The organism is Trichocoleus sp. DQ-A3, from assembly GCF_039961975.1.
Classification (GTDB): Bacteria; Cyanobacteriota; Cyanobacteriia; order Cyanobacteriales; family FACHB-T130; genus FACHB-T130.
On record NZ_JAMPKC010000003.1, the window covers coordinates 393,861 to 412,384 of the forward strand.

Here is an 18,524-nt window from a genome sequence, read left to right on the forward strand (position 1 = left end):
TCCGAGTGGATGATGACAGCTCCAAATTTATATTGTATCCATCCTGGATAGACGTGATGTTTTCTGCGGTGACTATCCATGACACATCAGCCAACGTTCGGAAAAGTTTTCGTGGCGATCGCTTTGGGTGCAGTGACGACTTTGACTGGGTGCAGTTCGCTCGAATCCTCTGCCAACCCTGTAACAGGGGAGGATTTAACCGCCTATACATCAACTACGGCATCTCAGCCAGCCCAGCCACTCAACACGCTTACAGGGCATTCTAAGTATGTGCAGGCGATCGCCATCAGTACCGATGGGCAGATTCTTGCCAGTGGCGGTGAAGATGGCACTATCAAGTTGTGGAATTTACCCAAAGGTATCCGCATCCGTACCCTAGCAGGACATATCAAACCCATTCATGCCGTTGCCATTAGTCCGGATAAAAAACTTGTCGCCAGTGGCAGTTATGACGGCACCATCAAGATATGGCAACTCAGTAACGGGGCACTCATCCACACCCTTAACGGGGATTCCACCTCAGTTTTATCCATTGCCATCAGTCCCGATGGAAAAACTTTAGCCAGCAGTGGTTTAGACAAGACGATCAAGCTTTGGCAGCTGAGCAACGGGGAACTCATCCGCACCCTGACGGGGAATTTAGATGCGGTGAATTGCGTTACCTTTAGCCCTGATGGGGGCACATTAGCCAGTGGTAGTGCCGATCGCTCGATCAACTTATGGAATCCGCGCACGGGCATCCGCATTCGCACCCTAGAAGGGCATTCCGATTGGGTAAATTCCGTCGCCTTCAATCCTGATGGAAAACTCCTCGCCAGTGGCAGTAATGACGGCACCATCAAGCTGTGGAATCCTCGTAACGGGGAAGCGATCGCTACTTTGAAGGGAAATGCCACGTTAATTAATTCTGTTGCTTTCAGCCCCAAGGGACAGACAATCGCCAGCGGCAGTTTGGACAATGCAATCAAACTGTGGAATCCTCGCACTGGCGAACTCAAAAGCACTCTGGCAGGAGATGACAGTAAAGTAAATTCCTTCGCTTTCAGTCCCGATGGGCAAACTTTAGCGACTGGCAGTCATGATGGCAGCATTAAGATTTGGCAGGTGCCTGCTCAAGAGTGAATAGGTCTGATTAACAATTTTCAAGTGGATATGATGCCAGCTTTTCAACTTTCCTCTGCCATTGTCCGTTGCGGTGCAAATTTAAAAACGCGATCGCCCTGAGTAACAATTGGGATAATTTACTCCTTTCGCCGCCCAGCAACTACACTGTAGATTTTGAGGGTCAGACGTAAATACCTGCAACAGAGGTGAGCCATGTACGTATTGATTGGTGGAGCAGGACTGGTCGGGCTGGACTTAGCCCAACAATTAGTAGAATTAGGACACACGATTGCCGTCATCGATACCGATCCCACCGCCTGCCGGTATGCTCGCGAACAAGTCGGAGCGATGGCTTTTGAAGGCAGTGCCGTCAGTACGCAAGTGCTAATAGAGGCTGGAATTCGCAAGGCAGATGCGGTTGTTGCTGCCCTCCGCGATGATGCTTTAAATCTGGCAATGGTGACACTTGCCAAGCACTATGGGGTTTCCCATATTGTGACTCGGATGCGCCAAGGTGATTTTGCCGAACCTTATCGGATTGCCGGAGCGCATCATGTCATCAGTACGGTTGACCTAGCCGTGACCACGATGGTGAATGCGATCGAATATCCCCAAGTGGAATCGATGATGCACTTTGAGCAGGGTCAGGTAGAAGTCTTCAAACTCAAAGTGCCACCAGAGTCTGACATTGCGGGTCGTACCGTGGCACAAGTCGCTCAAGATTCTCGGTTTCCCAGCGGTTCTTTAATTATTGGCTATCAATCCCATCCCCAAACCGATCTCGTCATTCCGAATGGAAAGACAGTGCTAGAGGCGGGAGCAACTGTGCTAGTCGTCACGAAATCGGAAAAGTTACATCAAGTGATTGATTTCTTAGGTTTGTGTTCTAGTCATCTTCCAAACTTAGAAGTTGCTCGTTAATGGTTTTGATACGTTCTTGCACCACTTCTTCTGAGAGAATCCGCCTGCGGAGGGCGTCATTGAGTACCTGCTTTTCTGCCAATAGTAATTGCCGACGAATCGTGTCTAATTTTAGGCGATCGCTACTTTCATCAGCAGAGTCTTCGGGACGCTGATTATATATCTCCCGCAACGTTCTTTCAGAAGCTGCCACTCGCACCTGATAAGCGGCTCGCATCTCTTCGTAGATTGATTTTGGTAAAACTCCCGATTTCAGGAGGCTCTCCAATTCATCCTGCGCTGCTTTGGATGTCATCAATTGAGCTTGCAATTCTTCGATCTGCTGCCGTGATTCGGAATGGCGATCGAGCTTTAAACGGCGTACAAACCCCGGTAAACTTACTCCCTGTCCAACCAACGATAGCAGCACAATCCCTAAGACAATGACAACCAACTTATCTCGCCCTGGTAAATTAGTCGGTAAGCTTAACGCCAAGGCGGTTGAAAGTGAGCCTTTAATATTGCCCATAAAGAGAACGTGCCGCCATTTCACAGGAATGGGTTTGTCAAAAAAACGCACTACGTCTAGGAGTGGATAAACGGTGAGTGCCCTCCCGACTTGGTAGGCAATCAGTGCGAGAAGAACGGCTGGTAGCGTCTGCCAAAGGGTGACAAGATTAATCTCTAAGCCAATGAGTAAGAAAATAAAGGTATTGACACCAAACCCGGCGAATTCCCAGAAGCTGAACAAAGTAACTTGAGTAGAAGCAGAGGTACTGCGAGAAACCCCCAAGTTGCCGACAATTAGTCCTGCCACTACAACGGCAACCACACCGGATACGTGGAAAAATTCGCCCAGTTGAAAGGCTCCCAGCGCTACGGCAATCGTCAGTAGAATCACGCTGAGAGGATCGTCTGCTTGGCTAAATAAACCAATACTGAGATAGCCCAAGGCTAAGCCAACTAAGATTCCGCCGACGATCACGAACAAAAATGCTTGTACGACATCGAGGGGCGTTAATGACCCGGTTGAATTTGCCGTCAAGATCAGGCTAAATAAAACCAGTGCCACATCATCGTTAACTAAGCTTTCACCTTCTACGAGTGTGATCAGTCGGTGGGGAACAGACACTTCCTTGAAAACCGCAATAACTAAGGCGGTGTCTGTAATTGACAAAATGACCCCAACTAGCAATGCGGGAACCCAATCTAAGCCGAGTTCTAGTTTCAGCAAGACTGAGGTGATGGCAGCGCAGAAGGGAAATCCCACTCCTGCTAATAAGGCAATGGGTTTAAATGTGCTGCGTAGACGACTGACGTCGGTATTAATTGCCGATTCAAACAGTAGAATCGGCAAAAAAAGATTAAAAATCAGAGAGGAATCGAGACGGATGCGACCTGGCAAAAGCTCTGTAATCGCTAACCCTGCCAATACTAACCCTGTAATGTAGGGAATCCGAAATCGTCGAGATAGTAAGGCAACCCCCGTGGCAACCAACAACAAGACGATCAGAAAAATCACTAATTCAGCAACATTTCCCTGATTCTCGCTGCCTGTGACCGTTGGGACTGCCATGAGCGATCGCTCGCTTAGCCACTGCATAGCGCGTACTCACAAGTGATGAACGATACACCAAGGGTCAGGTTCTACAAAACTGCCCTTAGTATCTTAAAGGATGAGCTACGATGCTTTTGTTCTAAGTTAGCAGCCATCACCTTTAAGGGTGCGGCTTTCGTGGGCTTTGGCTGCGGTTGACGCTTCCAATTTTTGCCTGAGCGATCGCAGGCTTGGTTGGTTTAGCCCCTGGCGGAAGCTTGTGGGCTTATATGACAGGTTTGGTAATCCGATGAAAAAACTCTTAGTTACAGGTGCCAGTGGTTTTTTAGGGTGGCATCTTTGCCAGCTAGCAAAACAAGAATGGGAGGTTTATGGAACTTATTTTTCCCATTCTCTAGAGATTCCTGGCGTAAATTTGCTGAAAGTTGAGTTAAAGGATTTTCAGGAACTCAAGCATTTGTTCCAAGAAATTAAGCCTGATGGAGTGATTCATACCGCCGCGCGATCGCAACCTAATTTTTGCCAACAATATCCTGATGAATCCTACCCGATTAATGTCACTGCATCTTGTAATATTGCTGGACTTTGTGCGGATGCTTCGATTCCTTGCGTTTTCACTTCAACTGACTTAGTTTTCGATGGTTTAAACCCTCCCTACCGGGAAGCAGACCCCATGTCTCCTGTCAATGTTTACGGGGAGCAAAAAGTGATGGCGGAGGAAGGGATGTTAGAACGTTATCCGATGACTGCTGTTTGCCGAATGCCTTTAATGTATGGGATGGCAACGCCTACCGCCACAAGTTTTATGCAGCCATTTATCGAAATGCTGAGAGAGGGGAAAGAATTAAGTTTGTTTATGGATGAATTCCGCACGCCAGTTAGCGGAACAACAGCAGCAAAAGGGCTTTTATTGGCATTGGAGAAAGTAAACGGACGCCTTCATTTGGGCGGAAAAGAGCGGATTTCGCGTTATGATTTTGGACGCTTATTAGTGGAAGTATTGCAACTTCCTGAAGCAGGGCTTAAATCTTGCCGACAAGAAGATGTGAAAATGGCTGCACCAAGACCAGCAGATGTTTCTTTAGATAGTTCAAAAGCTTTTGAATTAGGATACTCGCCTTTATCGGTGCGGGAAGAGTTAGCGGCGTTGCGGGAGAAGGTTTGAGATTAACTGTTTAGTTGTCAGTTAGAACCTCACCCCCAGCCCCTCTCCGCAGGCGGAGAGGGGTGCCGGAGGTAGAGAGGGGGAGGCAAAGAGAGCTAAGTTAAAGGTGGTTCATGAAAGGTAGATATTGAGTATTAAAAATATTCACTAACGAGCTTGATATGCTTGCCAAAAATACAGCCCATTTGTGATAAGAAACAATGGCATTACTGTAGAAAAGAAATCGACCCTCAATTCAGAAAAATGACCCAAACTTACCTGGATAATCTGCCATTCTACAAATGCAAGTATCCACATAATTTCTGCCTTGTTCCAGTCTAATAAATTAACAGCTAGCTGATATTGTTTTGCGACATTCTGCTCTGTAATTCCCCAAATATAATTAAAGGTATGGGGAAACTGACGCAGCACTGTAAATGCTACATAAACTAAAATAGCTAAGCTGGGGAAAAGCCAGATTAATTTTTTGCTACCCGTAGCATCTGGTTTGCCTCCCATCTCAAAATGGATGGGAATACTGTTGGGGAGATTTGCCCAAGATTGTAGGGTGATTACAATGATGCAGACAATCCCTGTAACTGCGGCTATTTCTAATACCCAACTCATAGGCGATCGCGCTATTGTCAAAATCGGTCGTTGATTTGATGGATTCCTCGTCATAGGGTGAATTGCTAGGCGATAACGCCATATACTTAATACACAGTCTATCTTTAAAGTCAATTGCCATAATTAGAGAAAAGTTAGTAAAGCCATCAATCTTAACATTGGCAGATAGAGGGTTGATGGGCTACAACCAAATGGCAAGCATAGCCAATCAGTGACAGATGATATTTGAATTTACAGCAGCAAAGATTGCAGAAATCGCCTTTGGTGGAATGATAGAAGGTGGCGCTGGTAAGTTAACGGAAATCGCCATTGAAAAGTTAAATCTGCTACGTCAGAAGATTTGGAATCAATTATGGGGTAATCCGGAGGCAGAAAGAGCCATTAAAGCCGTTGAGCAAGGCTCGAAGTCCGAATTAGTGGAGGTTACTGAATATTTGCAGGCTTGCATGGATAAAGAGCCAACCTTTGCCCAAGAGATTCAAGCACTTGCCAGGGAAATTAATGACAGCAACCTGGAAGACAACAGCAGCATGAATCAGAGTAACTACGACAGCAGTAAAGGCTATCAAGTCAAAGCTGATACAGTTGGGCATATTGGTGACGTTATCCATAACCCCTGACTGCTGGTAGTCAACCAGGAAACCAACCCTCAACCAGTTCAAAACTCAGCTAACCTCGATGAAATGCGCCCTAGCTTGGATTGTTGGCAAGGGCGCACGGAGGAACGGCAGAAAATCGGGGAATGGATGGCGGATGGAAATATCCGGCTGATTGGCATTACGGGTTTGGGTGGCTTTGGCAAATCTACTCTGGCTGCCAAAATCTATGAAGACGATAGCCCTGAGTTTGATAAAAAGTTCTGGGCAGATGTCAGCCGCCGCGTGACTTTTACCGAGTTGGCGCGACGAGTTTTGCTGCGGTTGGGATTTTCCGCGTCCACTGTGGATGCAATTCCAGAATTGTCGCTGGTGGATGCGTTGGTGAACCATCTGCGGGAGGGGCGGCATTTACTTGTCATTGACAACCTGGAAAGTCTGCTGCAACACGATGGGCAATGGTTGGATGCTATTTACGAGGAGTTTTTTCACGGTTGGTTGGGATGTGGCGGTAAGAGTGTCATTCTGGTAACGACGCGGGAACGCCCGGATTTGCCAGAAATTAAGTTGAAATGGCTTCCTTTGCCGGGATTGTCACCAGCAGAGGGGGCTAATTTGTTGAGGGCTTTGGGGATTCTGGGGACTGAGGCAGAATTGCAAGAGTTTGCGAAAAAGGCAGAAGGGCATCCCTTGCTGCTGACGCTGGTTGCAGGTTTTTTGCGGGCAGAGGAGGAGTCAGATCCGCAGATTAGTCATTTGCAGAGGTATGGTTTGGCTGATGTAGTCCAGCTAGTGACTGACGAGAAGCTAAAAGGGTTGCACCGGGGCAAAATCGATATTTGGATGCGCCTAGTGTTAGATGCCAGCTTTAACCGCCTCAGCGGCAAGTTGCAAAGACTGCTACTAAATTTGAGTGTCTATCGGATTCCTTTCAATACTGCCGCAGCAGATGCCCAGTTGCTGGGAGAGAATGTATCGGCGCAGGATTTAAGGCAGTTGGCTAGGTGTTCTCTGTTGCAGCAGGAAAGGGACAAGAACGGGGGGCAATGGTTTCAGTTTCACCCGTTCGTTTTGGCGTATGTCAAGCAAAAGGCGGGCGATCTAACCAAGGCACACCAAAAGGCGATCGCATACTACTTGGAAAATGCCAAATCAAAACCCTGGCGGCTAATAGGTGATGTAGCAGAATACCTAGAAGTTTTCTATCACTGCTATCAGCTAGGAAAGTATGACTACGCCTTCAACATTATTCGCGTCTGTAACGATTTTCTAACTTTACGAGGTTACAATACTGACCTAGTTGAATTGTACGGGCTGTTAGTTGAAATATGGCTGCAAAATAACTCCAAAAGTTGGGAATTCGCAGATTCTCTAACTAGGTTGGGCAATGCTTACAATTCTTTAGGGCAATACCCACTAGCAATTGATTACTATCAGCAGTCTCTAGCAGTATTCCGGGAGATAGGTGATCGCAATGGAGAAGCGAATTCTCTCATAGGTTTAGGCAATGCTTACCATTCCCTAGGACAATACCCACTAGCAATTGATTACCATCAGGATTCCCTGGCAATAGCACGGGATATAGGCGATCGCGATGAGGAAGCGAGTTCTCTCGGTAATTTGGGCAATGCTTACTGTTCCCTGGGACAATATGCACAAGCAATTGATTATTATCAGCAGTCCCTGGCAATAGAACAGGAGATTGGCGACCTGAAGGGGGAAGCTCTTTCTCTCAATAATTTAGGTGCGGTTTACGATTCTCTGGGACAATCCCAACAAGCAATTGATTACTATCAGGAGTCCCTGGCAATAACGTGGGAGATTGGTGATCGCAATGGAGAAGCGAATTCTCTCGGTAATTTGGGCATTGCTTACCGTTGTCTGGGAAAATACCAACAAGCAATTGATTACTATCAGCAGTCTCTGGAAATAACACGGGAGATAGGTGATCGCAATGGGGAAGCGAATTCTTTATTTAATTTAGGAACGGCCTTCGCAAAGCTACGTCGAAAATCAGAAGCCATTGCTGCTTACCAAAATTCCCGCGAACTGTATCAAGCAATGGGACTGGATGGAAATGTCCAATATGCTGAGAATGCTATTCAGAGCCTTTCCAAAAAGACTAACATTTGGAAAAGTTTGCCAAAAGCTATAATCAGCTTTCTATTGCGATGGGTTTATCGCCTATGGCGACTGCTACACACCTTCCTCAGGTAGCGATGAGTCAAGGGCGATATCCCTGCGTCCTGTGCGTCTTCGCGGTTTAAAAAAGGATGCGATCGCCTTCGCTACACTAGCGCGTCTTTGGGGTTCAAATTATTAAATGCGATCGCTACCTGACCACCAATTCACCTAATCGCTTTAAGATACTCAGAACACTATACAACTCATTCCCTCTCCGATAAAGCGTAAATTCATCCGATAAGGCGTACTGGGGCGTGTCTTGCTTGGTGAGTTTTATAAATCTGAAATGACTGCCATTACTAATAAATCCAAATGTTGGTTTATCAAAATGAGGATTAGCTAACATATAAGCGAGTATTTGAGGGATTGCTATATCCAAAGAAAATAGCGGTCTTTTAGACTCGATAACCACCACCCATAGTTCACTTTGCAAAACCAAAATATCAATTTTTCCCTGTACTATAACTCCGTCTTCATCTTCATCTGAAATCGTTACAGATTTTTCCGTTTCAATTTCATAAGGTGGACGATAAAAACCAGCTAATTTCAGCAACGGAGAAAGCACCACCATCTTTACTAAATCTTCTAGCATCGGGCGGCGTTCGATTAAATGTAGATATTCCTCTTTAACTTCGTCTAAAAACTGCTGCTCCTCAGAGGTGATTTGAGGTAAATTATCTACCCATTCAGTAAAAAATCTATTATTTTTAGAAGGTAACAAACCAAATTTGGTCTCTAAACCTCGAAGTGTAATATCCTTAGCTTGAATTGTTTGAATCATACGGCTATTAGTTATCAGCGTTATTTTATGAATTAATTGTAGCGATTAATAACTAATAACGAAAATAGGGGTTTCTCGCTACTAACCAGAGAAACCCCTACTTGATGCCAGCCTAACTGGATTAGCCTTGTGAATAAGCTTCCATCGGGAGACAAGCGCAAACAAAGTTGCGATCGCCAAAAGCATTATCTATGCGTCCGACAGTAGGCCAGAACTTGTGTTCTCTCGTCCACGGCGCAGGATAAGCAGCTTGTTCGCGGGAATAGGAATGATTCCACTCGGAAGTCATTAAGGCTTCCGCGGTGTGGGGTGCGTTCTTCAAGACATTATCTTGAGCGTCCATCTTACCCGATTCAATTTCCGCAATTTCCTGACGAATCGAGATCATCGCATCGCAGAAACGATCCAGTTCTTCCTTCGATTCGCTTTCTGTGGGTTCTACCATCACTGTACCTGCTACAGGCCAAGATACAGTCGGGGCGTGGAAACCATAGTCCATTAAACGCTTGGCGATGTCATCCACTTCGATACCCGCAGACTTTTTGAGCGATCGCAAGTCCAAGATACACTCATGCGCCACCAAACCATTCTGCCCTTTGTACAAAACGGGATAGAAAGGTTCTAAGCGACGGGCGATGTAGTTGGCATTGAGAATCGCTACTTTTGTCGCTTCTGTTAAGCCTGCCGACCCCATCATGGCAATGTACATCCAAGAAATGGGGAGGATGCTGGCGCTACCCCAAGGGGCGGCTGCTACGGCACCGATGCCTTGTTCGCCACCAGTTGGGACAACCGAGTGCCCCGGTAAAAATGGGACGAGATGCGGCATTACCCCAATTGGCCCCATTCCTGGCCCACCGCCGCCGTGGGGGATACAGAAGGTTTTGTGCAAGTTTAAGTGACAAACATCTGCCCCGAAGTCTCCGGGACGGCACAAACCGACTTGGGCGTTCATATTCGCCCCGTCCATGTAAACTTGTCCGCCGTTAGCGTGGACGATATTGCAGATTTCTTTAATCGGTTCCTCAAAGACGCCGTGAGTCGAGGGATATGTCACCATCAAGGCGGCGAGTTCATTGCGATGCTTTTCGGCTTTGGCTTTGAGATCGTCTACATCAATATTGCCTCGATCGTCGCAAGCGATCGCGACCACTTTCATCCCACACATGACCGCACTGGCAGGATTTGTCCCGTGGGCAGATTGGGGAATCAGACAGACATTCCGATGTTCTTCCCCGCGACTTTCGTGATACTGACGAATTACCAGCAGTCCCGCATATTCGCCTTGAGATCCGGCATTGGGTTGCAGAGAAATGCCCGCAAAGCCAGTGATCTCAGCTAACCACGCTTCAAGCTGCTGGAACAGAATTTGATAACCCCGTGTTTGCGAAGGGGGGGCAAAAGGATGAATTTTGCCAAATTCTGCCCATGTTACCGGGATCATTTCCGCAGTCGCATTCAGCTTCATCGTGCATGAACCCAAGGGAATCATCGATGTTGTCAGCGACAAGTCTTTCGCCTCTAGACGGTGCAAGTAGCGCAATAACTCGGTTTCCGAGTGATAGCGGTTAAAGACGGGATGAGTTAAATAGCTGCTTTGACGGGCAAAAGGTTCCCCTTGTAGGGACGAGGTTACGCCTTTACCCAACTCTTCCACCGTAAAGGGCAACTCATGTGTCCCGGCAAAAATTTCAAATAAGTCTTGCAAGTCCTGTACGGTCGTGGTTTCGTCCAAGCTGATTCCGACAGTATTTGCATCCAGAATCCGCAAGTTAATCTGACGAGCTTGGGCATCTGCGAGAATGTCTTCGAGAGTGCGATCGCGTAATTCAACCCGCAACGTATCAAAAAATTGCTCTGCACCGATGCCGTACCCCAGCCGCTTCAATCCTGACGCCAGAATTCCCGTTAGCTGATGAATATTCTGGGCAATTTTTTTCAGTCCCGCTGACCCGTGGTAAACGGCATACATACTCGCCATCACCGCCAGGAGAACTTGCGCGGTACAAATATTACTGGTCGCTTTATCACGCCGGATATGCTGTTCGCGGGTTTGCAAAGCTAAACGCAGCGCTGGCTTGCCGTTAGCATCCTTGGAGACTCCGACGATCCGCCCCGGCACCTGCCGCTTATACTCTTCCTTGGTGGCAAAGTAGGCTGCATGAGGTCCCCCGTATCCGAGGGGGATTCCAAACCGCTGAGTGCTTCCTACCGCAATATCTGCGCCAAATTCTCCCGGTGGTGTCAGCAAAGTTAGGCTTAAGGGATCTGCTGCCACGGTGACTAAAGCACCCGCTGCATGAGCTTTTTCTACAAAACTCCGATAATCGTATATCGTGCCATCCGTGGCAGGATATTGCAGGATTGCCCCAAAGATTGCTTGCTCAAAATCAAAGCTCTGATGAGTGCCGACAATAATCTTAATGCCCAGCGGTCTCGCCCGTGTTTGCAATACTTCGATCGTTTGGGGATGGCAGGCGCTGGAGACAAAAAAGGCGTTTGCTTTGGTTTTACAGAGGCTATAACTCATCGTCATCGCTTCTGCGGCTGCGGTTGCTTCATCGAGCAAGGAAGCGTTGGCAATTTCCAGACCTGTCAAGTCAATTATCATTGTTTGGAAATTCAGCAACGCCTCTAGTCGCCCTTGGGCAATTTCTGGCTGATAAGGGGTGTAGGCGGTGTACCAGCCGGGGTTTTCTAAAATATTCCGTTGAATGACTGGTGGGGTAATGCAATCGGAATACCCCATGCCAATCAAGGAGCGAAACACCTGATTTTTGGAAGCGATCGCTTTCAATCGACTCAGCGCTGCGTACTCACTCTGGGCTGGGGGAAGCTGGAGCGAATCTATTTTCGGAGTTGCCCCATTCAGAGAACGCGATCGCCGGATTGCCTGCGGTATCGTTTGGTCGATTAAGGCATCTAGGGTCGAGATCCCCAATACCTCAAGCATTTGCTGGACTTCATCCGGGCTAGGGCCGATATGTCTCTGTACAAAAGAAATCGGCTCTCCCATTTCTTCTAGCAGATGCTGACGGCTAGACTCGGTATGAGGGATAGAAATTACCACAGGTTGCTCTCCAGACGCGACTATTTCATATTTTGCAATAATTTTTCGGGGTCAGGCGCTGTAGAAACACCGATTTGCCGCGTCTCGAAGTTACCGCGATTTTAGATTTTAGATTTTGGAAGGAATTACCAATAGGACTTACGCAGAGATCCCCCGAAATCCCCCAATGCGTTGGGGGACTTTTCCGATTCCCCCGAATTTATCGGGGTAGTAGGGGGATCTAGGTTTCAAGCTTGCAGTGGGTAAGTCCCGAGCTACTCTCCTTCCACCTGCGAACGATACTCATCCGCCGATAAAGCTTCATCCAGCTCATCAGGGTCGTTAATCCGAACTTTTAAAAACCATCCTTCGCCGTAAGGATCTTCCGCCACGTGTTCCGGAGCTTCCACGATGGCAGTATTGCGTTCTATAACGGTTCCGCTGACTGGGGCATACATATCTTCAACGGCTTTCACCGATTCAATTGTCCCAAAACTCTCTCCCTTTGAGAGGGCGTCGCCGATTTCTGGCAAATCCAGAAATACAATATCGCCCAGCTGATCGATTGCAAAGGCGCTGATGCCAATTGTGGCAATTTCACCCTCCAGTCGCACATACTCGTGAGAATCCAGATATTTTAGGTCTTCAGGATATTCCAGAGCCATTGCACTTCCTTCCTCAAATACGCGCTCAAATAGCTTTAACCAGCCATTAAGTTTACAGCTTCAAACCGTAATATCAGAAACATTATGGATAAGAAAAAGCTTAAGCGCCTGCTTTTCGGTGAATTTTCTGTAAAAAGACTTATGCGCTCTGCCATCTTCATCTACGCTTTTCTTTGCTTCTACGCCTATTTCTTTTCCGATAGGATGATTTTTGTGCCCCAGCCGTCCAGCTATCGGGACAGTAACGAGATTCTCAAGCTAACCACAGCGGATGGCGTGCAAATCTCGGCAGCCTATCTGCCTAATCCCAATGCCACTTACACAATTTTATATAGTCACGGTAACGCCGAAGACTTATTTGATGTGCTATCGGTGCGTCAAGGTTTGCGGGACATGGGCTTTGCGGTCTTCGCCTACGATTATCGCGGCTACGGAACCAGTCAGGGAACGCCTACCGAGCGCAATTCTTATCGGGATATCGACGCTGCTTATACTTATCTGACTCAGCAGCTGGGTGTGCCACCGAATCGAATTATTGCCTATGGGCGTTCGGTGGGAAGTGGGCCAGCGGTGGATTTGGCTTCTCGTCAACCGCTTGCGGGTTTAATTGTGGAAAGTGCTTTTGTTACAGCATTTCGAGTCCTGACGCGCATCCCAATTGTGCCGTTTGATAGGTTCCGCAATCTCGACAAGATTAAAAAGGTGCGTTGCCCAGTCTTGGTCATGCACGGGAGGCGGGATGAAGTGATTCCCTTTTGGCACGGGGAGCAACTTTTTGCGGCTGCGAACGAACCGAAGCGCTTTTTGTGGGTGGATGAGGCAGGTCACAATGACTTTGGCTGGGTTGCAGCACAGCAGTCGGAGAAAGCTGTACGGGAGTTTGCCCAGTTGGTGGAGCAGTTTCAGCGCAATCTGCCCAGAGGATGAAGCTTGGGGATAGGCACACTCCCCGCAGGCTTGACTGAAAACGCGATCGCTCGAAGCCTTACAGATAACCTGAATTACTGAAGCCCTGCCAAGTCGGCAACAACGCCTTCTAATCCAGCCACCACCCGCGCCAAGCGGTCGTAATCAATTTTATCGGGGGTGTCCTCTGAAGTGTGATAGTTGGGGTAACGGGCAGGCGCGGTGTCTGTGACGATGATGCCGGGATAACCTTGCTGCCAGAAAGACCATTGATCCGACCAGCCGACGCCGGGAATCCTTTCTGGGAGGGCGGCACCTTCGGAGGGGAACTTCGCATGACGACGGAAAGAGGCGATCGCTTTCCTCACCAAATCAGCGGAGGTTGGGTTGCTCACAAAGGCAATAAAGTTACCCTGTGAGGGATAAAACAGGCTCAAAGGAAATGGGTATTTCTGGGTTCCTGGCTTGTCGGAGTAATAGCCGATGGTTTCCAAACTGAGCATGGCGACAATATTGTCACCGGCGTTGCGGCAGCGTTTGGCATAAACGACGCTTCCCATCTCCGGCGTCTGGAAAAATGGCGGTTCCTCATTCACAAACTCAACGAAGCGCAGAGTTCGGGAGGTCTTTTTTCCAGCAAAGGCACGCGCCAACTCTAGGACGGCTGAGGCACCCGTGCCGTTATCATTGGCACCGGGGCTTCCAAATACAGAGTCATAGTGACCTCCAATCACCACAATCTCGTCGGCTCGATTTGTCCCGACAATCTCGGCTTCTAGGTTGTAGTAGGTATTCTCAGCAATTTTGTATCCCTGTCGTTGAACTTTATAGCCAGCACTACTCAACGATACTTCCAAGAAATCAGCCGCCGCCGCCAGATTCTTATAGTTTGAGAAGTTATGTTCTCCCAGTTCACCGGCAATCTTTTCCACATCCTGTCGGAGGGCATCTCGCAGCGTTTCCTCCTGCGGAGTCAGCGGCGGCAATGCAGCTTGATAACTGACTCCGGGCATCCAAATCGATGTAAACCACGCCCAAGCGGCTACACCCAGGAGAATGCCAATGATGGCGAGTCCGATTAATGCTGCCTGATTCACCAACCACCTTCTCCAGCCACCTCGGTTCGCCATACATTTACTTGCTAGGAAGACGGCTGGGAGAGCGATAAAAAGGTTTTTTAACCACAACGGCTGGATAAGCTTTGCCCCGGATTTCTACCTCCAATTCCTGACCAATCTGAGCCAGATTCGGAGGAACATAGGCGAGGGCGATGGGTTGCCCTACCGTTGGTGCTAAGGTGCCGCTGGTGATGACGCCGATGGCTTCACCTTTGGATAGCACCGGGTAGCCATGACGCGCAATAAAACGCCCCTGCATTTGCAGCCCTACCAAGCGTCGTTCTACGCCATTTGCTTTCTGTTGTTCTAAGACTGGACGCCCGATAAAATCGCCTTTCGTATCCAGATGAACCAGCCAACCCAATCCAGCTTCTAAAGGGGTGGTGCTTTCGTCCATATCTTGCCCATAGAGACCCATTGCCGCTTCCAGGCGCAGGGTGTCTCTGGCACCGAGTCCGCAGGGTACGACGCCAGCAGTGAAGAGACTGCGCCACAAGTCTACCCCCACTTCTGGGTCTACCATGACTTCAAATCCATCCTCTCCGGTGTACCCAGTCCGGGCAATGAAAGCTGGCTCATTCAAGACGGTTGCTTCTAAATGTCCAAATGCCTTAATCGGTGTCAGGTCTTCCTTGACAAATTCTTGAAGATATGCAAGCGCTTGGGGTCCCTGAATGGCAATCAAAACTTTTGCCAGGGAAAGATCCTCGAAATCAATTTGAGAAGATTCCAGTTGGGCAAACAGCCATGCTTTGTCTCTAGATCGGGTGGCGGCGTTGACAATCATCGCTCCTCGCTGCTCGCCGTCTGCATCTTCGCCCTGATAATAGAAGATAATGTCGTCCAAAATGCCGCCGTGAGAATTCAGCAGGACGGTGTACTGAGATTCACCAGCTTTCAGGCGGCTTAAATCTGAGGGAACGAGAGGCTGCAAGTACGAAATCAGCTGTTTCCCTTTGAAGGTAAATTTCCCCATGTGGGAGATGTCGAACATTCCCGCTGTGGTGCGGACTGCCAGGTGTTCTTGTCCGATTCCGGTGTATTGTACGGGCATTTCCCAGCCGGAAAAGGCAGTCAATCGGGCTTTTTGTTCGAGGGCAAGTTCATATAGGGGAGTACGGGCAAGCGCCGCCTCTGGATGCAATTCTTCTGACTTAGCCACAGATAGTCATTCCGTCGCAGGTGGATATCTTTTATCCTACGGGATGCTTCTTGCTTGAGCAGTATAAAACGGCAGGTAGCGATCGCACTCTTTGGATGTATTGGATGCGATAGCGAAGCGCTGACTTGTCAGTTCGCACTCTTTGGATGTATTGGATGCGATAGCGAAGCGCTGACTTGTCAGTTCGCGCTTTCACTCAGTGCCTCTAATTTTTGTAGCTTGGCGATTGGAAATCGCAGCTACACAGACGAAACCCGCAAGCCACTCTACACCTTTACGGATGACCAGCAGGCGATCGTCCTTCACCCTGATTGGGCGACTTACCTACAAGAGAACGATGCCCAGATCCAGCAGTGGGCTTTTGATGCGTGGGTGGAGTACATGGAGCGGTGCAATCCAGGCGTTGACCATATCGCCAGCAAGCTCCCGCTGACGCTTCTGATTCTGACGCTGCATTCGGGTGGCTTAAACTGGCATCGCCATCTAGCTCATGTCCTGAGCCTATTTGATGCCAACATTGCCAGTTAGAAGCGACCTGGGCGATCGCAGTACGGCTATACTATTAGCACATTAAAACCATAATTTACAGCTAAAATTTTAGTTTTGAATGGCACTCCACTAGATATAGTGGTAGACGATTCACATCTAAAAGAGATGGCGTAGGGAAAACTAACTGTTAAAGTAAGCAAACAACGCTATTGGTAGTGGGTATTTGTGGCAAAAACGCTAAGTCTGTTTGAAGAAGATCGATTGACGCTGCCGAGGAGCATTGAGCTATCGGTGGAATCGTTGCGTCACTATGGCTGCTTCTACAAACACTGGGCGATCGCCTTCTCTGGAGGGAAGGATTCCTCTGCTACTGTTACCCTCATTGCCCACCTGATCGAAACGGAGCAAGTTCCCAAACCTGAGAGCTTAACCGTCCTTTACGCCGACACTCGCCAAGAGCTACCACCCCTGTATTCGTCTGCACTGGGGATTTCGGAGGAGCTTCGCAAACGCGGGTTTGAAACCCGTGTAGTCTTACCGGAACTAGATCACCGCTATTTTGTTTACATTCTAGGTCGAGGAGTTCCGCCACCCTCTAATACCTTTCGCTGGTGTACACCCAAGCTGAAGGTGATGAGCATGGAACGGGAGCTAGAAGCCCTACGGCAGGAGCGGGGCGAAAAGTTTTTGATGATCACAGGAGTACGGATTGGAGAGAGTGCCGCCAGAGATCAGCGGATTGCGATTAGCTGTACGAAGGACGGCGGAGAGTGTGGTCAAGGTTGGTTCCAGCATTCGTCTTCGGGGGCTGTAGCAGATACGTTAGCACCGATCGGTCATTGGCGGGTCTGCCATGTTTGGGACTGGCTGCTTCACGCCGATTTAGAACTTGGATTCCCCACCTTTGAGATTGCCAGGGTCTACGGGCAGGATGTCAGCGATGGGGAGGAGCCGCTTAATGCCAGAACAGGTTGTATTGGCTGTCCCCTCGATCGCGTCGTGGCTCAGCCAGAATGGACTTACTTGGCACCTTTACAAAAGCTAAGACCCCTGTATTGGGAAATTAAGAAGCCGCAGTATCGTCACCGTAAACATGGAGAGGTCAAAAAAGATGGCTCTCTCTCAGCCAAGCAGAATCGTTTAGGACCACTTCATATGGATGCTCGTCGTTGGATGCTTGAGCAGGTTTTGGCAATTCAGGATGAGGTTAATCAAGCCGCGATCGCCCAAAATCGTCCAACGATCAGCCTAATCAACCAGGAGGAGCATACCCGCATTGAGGAATTGATTGCAGCAAATACTTACCCCGAAAAGTGGGATAGTACAGAGCCAAGAGGAGATGAATGGCTGCCTGAGATTCTATCGGATGGTAGCATTCAGTCACTACTCTTTGGGTCAGACTTTTGATACTAGCTAAATGACAAGTATGAAAGAGGGAACTATTGTTCAAACAATTGCTAAAGTAATGCAGATAGCCAATAGATCTCTGTCAATTTCAGAAATTTATCAACTTATCACTGATCACGATTTCTACAAATTCAAAGCTGATGATCCGGTTCATATTGTTCGCAGTCAGGTTAGACGCCATTGTGAAGGATTAAATTTCTCTTCTGCCTCTTCCAAGAAATACTTTATTCTATTGAAGAATGGAACCTATTGGTTGAAAGGTGCTCCATTAGAGCAAAGCGACAAAGCAGTTGAGGAAGAGGTTCGTGGTGGCTTTCTTGAAGAATTAACACTACTTCATAAAAAGTATATTGCTGATTTTAGAACAAGAATTTTAGAGCAACTGAAAAGACTTGATCCAACTACCTTTGAAATCTTTAGTAAGCGACTTTTAGAAGTATATGGTTTTCATGATGTTGAAGTTACTCGAAAAAGTAGGGATGGAGGAATCGATGGTTTTGGAAAGCTGAAAGTTGGGTTGGCTGATTTAAAGGTTTCTTTTCAGTCTAAACGATGGAAAAAGACTCCGGTTGGAAGGAAGGAAATTGCTCAATTTAGAGGTGATATTCAGGGTAAATGTGAGCAGGGATACTTTTTTACGACATCTAACTTCACGTCAGAAGCTGAAAAAGCCTCTTTTCAACCGGGTGCTGTTCCTATCATTTTAGTTGATAGTTCATTGATTGTTGATTTAATGATAGATAAAAAATTTGGCGTTGAGGTTGAAAGCCTTCCAATTTATAGCAATGCCTTGGATTTGGTAATATCTGAGATAGATGGTTCACTTAGTTAAAC

General features: G+C 47.9%; 16 protein-coding genes. 9 read left to right on the forward strand and 7 right to left on the reverse strand.

Annotated features, from left to right (window positions below):
- Positions 1-78: 78 nt before the first annotated feature.
- Both NDI44_RS08155 and NDI44_RS08160 read left to right on the forward strand, forming a co-directional pair.
- Complete coding sequence (locus tag NDI44_RS08155) at positions 79-1,122, forward strand: WD40 repeat domain-containing protein (RefSeq protein ID WP_190410756.1); 1,044 nt, start codon at positions 79-81, stop codon at positions 1,120-1,122.
- Between the two features lie 195 nt (positions 1,123-1,317).
- The gene (locus NDI44_RS08160; protein WP_190410757.1) at positions 1,318-2,025 is read left to right on the forward strand and encodes a TrkA family potassium uptake protein; all 708 of its coding nucleotides are present in this window, start codon (positions 1,318-1,320) and stop codon (positions 2,023-2,025) included.
- Here the strand turns inward: NDI44_RS08160 and NDI44_RS08165 are convergent.
- A complete protein-coding gene (locus tag NDI44_RS08165; RefSeq protein WP_347276890.1) occupies positions 1,991-3,580 on the reverse strand; it encodes a cation:proton antiporter in 1,590 nt (529 codons plus the stop codon). The genes NDI44_RS08160 and NDI44_RS08165 overlap by 35 nt on opposite strands.
- Positions 3,581-3,851: 271 nt before the next feature.
- Between NDI44_RS08165 and NDI44_RS08170 the strand changes: the two genes are divergently transcribed.
- Positions 3,852-4,727, forward strand: coding sequence for an NAD(P)-dependent oxidoreductase (locus NDI44_RS08170; RefSeq protein ID WP_190410922.1), 876 nt, complete (start codon positions 3,852-3,854; stop codon positions 4,725-4,727).
- A 147-nt stretch (positions 4,728-4,874) separates the two neighbouring features.
- On the opposite strand, the gene NDI44_RS08175 is transcribed toward NDI44_RS08170, so the two are convergent.
- Positions 4,875-5,387, reverse strand: coding sequence for a DUF1648 domain-containing protein (locus NDI44_RS08175; protein ID WP_190410759.1), 513 nt, complete (start codon positions 5,385-5,387; stop codon positions 4,875-4,877).
- Between the two features lie 164 nt (positions 5,388-5,551).
- Here NDI44_RS08175 and NDI44_RS08180 point away from each other — a divergent pair, with 164 nt between their 5' ends.
- Together NDI44_RS08180 and NDI44_RS08185 are read left to right on the forward strand one after the other, a co-directional pair.
- The gene (locus tag NDI44_RS08180; RefSeq protein ID WP_199304720.1) at positions 5,552-5,953 is read left to right on the forward strand and encodes a hypothetical protein; all 402 of its coding nucleotides are present in this window, start codon (positions 5,552-5,554) and stop codon (positions 5,951-5,953) included.
- A 63-nt stretch (positions 5,954-6,016) separates the two neighbouring features.
- Positions 6,017-8,146: a tetratricopeptide repeat protein gene (locus NDI44_RS08185; RefSeq protein ID WP_199304721.1), complete on the forward strand. Its 2,130-nt coding sequence runs from the start codon at positions 6,017-6,019 to the stop codon at positions 8,144-8,146.
- Positions 8,147-8,261: 115 nt separating this feature from the next.
- On the opposite strand, the gene NDI44_RS08190 is transcribed toward NDI44_RS08185, so the two are convergent.
- The 3 genes from NDI44_RS08190 to gcvH form a co-directional block, all read right to left on the reverse strand.
- On the reverse strand, positions 8,262-8,894 hold the full coding sequence (locus NDI44_RS08190) for a type I restriction enzyme HsdR N-terminal domain-containing protein (RefSeq protein ID WP_190410760.1): 633 nt from the start codon (positions 8,892-8,894) through the stop codon (positions 8,262-8,264).
- 121 nt (positions 8,895-9,015) lie between these two features.
- Positions 9,016-11,964 (reverse strand): aminomethyl-transferring glycine dehydrogenase, encoded by a 2,949-nt coding sequence (gene gcvP / locus NDI44_RS08195; protein WP_190410761.1) that lies wholly within the window; start codon positions 11,962-11,964, stop codon positions 9,016-9,018.
- Positions 11,965-12,218: 254 nt separating this feature from the next.
- A complete protein-coding gene (gcvH, locus tag NDI44_RS08200) occupies positions 12,219-12,608 on the reverse strand; it encodes a glycine cleavage system protein GcvH (protein ID WP_190410762.1) in 390 nt (129 codons plus the stop codon).
- An 84-nt stretch (positions 12,609-12,692) separates the two neighbouring features.
- Here gcvH and NDI44_RS08205 point away from each other — a divergent pair, with 84 nt between their 5' ends.
- A complete protein-coding gene (locus NDI44_RS08205) occupies positions 12,693-13,535 on the forward strand; it encodes an alpha/beta hydrolase (protein WP_190410763.1) in 843 nt (280 codons plus the stop codon).
- Between the two features lie 74 nt (positions 13,536-13,609).
- On the opposite strand, the gene NDI44_RS08210 is transcribed toward NDI44_RS08205, so the two are convergent.
- Positions 13,610-14,644 (reverse strand): M28 family peptidase, encoded by a 1,035-nt coding sequence (locus NDI44_RS08210; RefSeq protein WP_190410764.1) that lies wholly within the window; start codon positions 14,642-14,644, stop codon positions 13,610-13,612.
- A 4-nt stretch (positions 14,645-14,648) separates the two neighbouring features.
- Complete coding sequence (gene gcvT, locus NDI44_RS08215; protein WP_190410765.1) at positions 14,649-15,794, reverse strand: glycine cleavage system aminomethyltransferase GcvT; 1,146 nt, start codon at positions 15,792-15,794, stop codon at positions 14,649-14,651.
- A gap of 54 nt (positions 15,795-15,848) precedes the next feature.
- Between gcvT and NDI44_RS08220 the strand changes: the two genes are divergently transcribed.
- From NDI44_RS08220 to NDI44_RS08230, 3 genes are all read left to right on the forward strand, one after another.
- Complete coding sequence (locus NDI44_RS08220; protein ID WP_190410766.1) at positions 15,849-16,322, forward strand: hypothetical protein; 474 nt, start codon at positions 15,849-15,851, stop codon at positions 16,320-16,322.
- A 186-nt stretch (positions 16,323-16,508) separates the two neighbouring features.
- Positions 16,509-17,690 (forward strand): phosphoadenosine phosphosulfate reductase family protein, encoded by a 1,182-nt coding sequence (locus tag NDI44_RS08225; protein WP_190410767.1) that lies wholly within the window; start codon positions 16,509-16,511, stop codon positions 17,688-17,690.
- Positions 17,691-17,709: 19 nt separating this feature from the next.
- Positions 17,710-18,522 (forward strand): restriction endonuclease, encoded by an 813-nt coding sequence (locus tag NDI44_RS08230; RefSeq protein WP_190410768.1) that lies wholly within the window; start codon positions 17,710-17,712, stop codon positions 18,520-18,522.
- Positions 18,523-18,524 lie beyond the last annotated feature (2 nt).

Coding starts and splice junctions, on each gene's coding strand:
- NDI44_RS08175 (WP_190410759.1), bottom strand. CDS start 5,387: ATGACGAGGAATCCATCAAATCAACGACCGATTTTGACAATAGCGCGA.
- NDI44_RS08160 (WP_190410757.1), top strand. CDS start 1,318: ATGTACGTATTGATTGGTGGAGCAGGACTGGTCGGGCTGGACTTAGCC.
- NDI44_RS08205 (WP_190410763.1), top strand. CDS start 12,693: ATGGATAAGAAAAAGCTTAAGCGCCTGCTTTTCGGTGAATTTTCTGTA.
- NDI44_RS08155 (WP_190410756.1), top strand. CDS start 79: ATGACACATCAGCCAACGTTCGGAAAAGTTTTCGTGGCGATCGCTTTG.
- gcvH (WP_190410762.1), bottom strand. CDS start 12,608: ATGGCTCTGGAATATCCTGAAGACCTAAAATATCTGGATTCTCACGAG.
- NDI44_RS08170 (WP_190410922.1), top strand. CDS start 3,852: ATGAAAAAACTCTTAGTTACAGGTGCCAGTGGTTTTTTAGGGTGGCAT.
- NDI44_RS08185 (WP_199304721.1), top strand. CDS start 6,017: ATGCGCCCTAGCTTGGATTGTTGGCAAGGGCGCACGGAGGAACGGCAG.
- NDI44_RS08210 (WP_190410764.1), bottom strand. CDS start 14,644: ATGGCGAACCGAGGTGGCTGGAGAAGGTGGTTGGTGAATCAGGCAGCA.
- NDI44_RS08180 (WP_199304720.1), top strand. CDS start 5,552: ATGATATTTGAATTTACAGCAGCAAAGATTGCAGAAATCGCCTTTGGT.
- NDI44_RS08230 (WP_190410768.1), top strand. CDS start 17,710: ATGAAAGAGGGAACTATTGTTCAAACAATTGCTAAAGTAATGCAGATA.
- NDI44_RS08165 (WP_347276890.1), bottom strand. CDS start 3,580: ATGGCAGTCCCAACGGTCACAGGCAGCGAGAATCAGGGAAATGTTGCT.
- NDI44_RS08190 (WP_190410760.1), bottom strand. CDS start 8,894: ATGATTCAAACAATTCAAGCTAAGGATATTACACTTCGAGGTTTAGAG.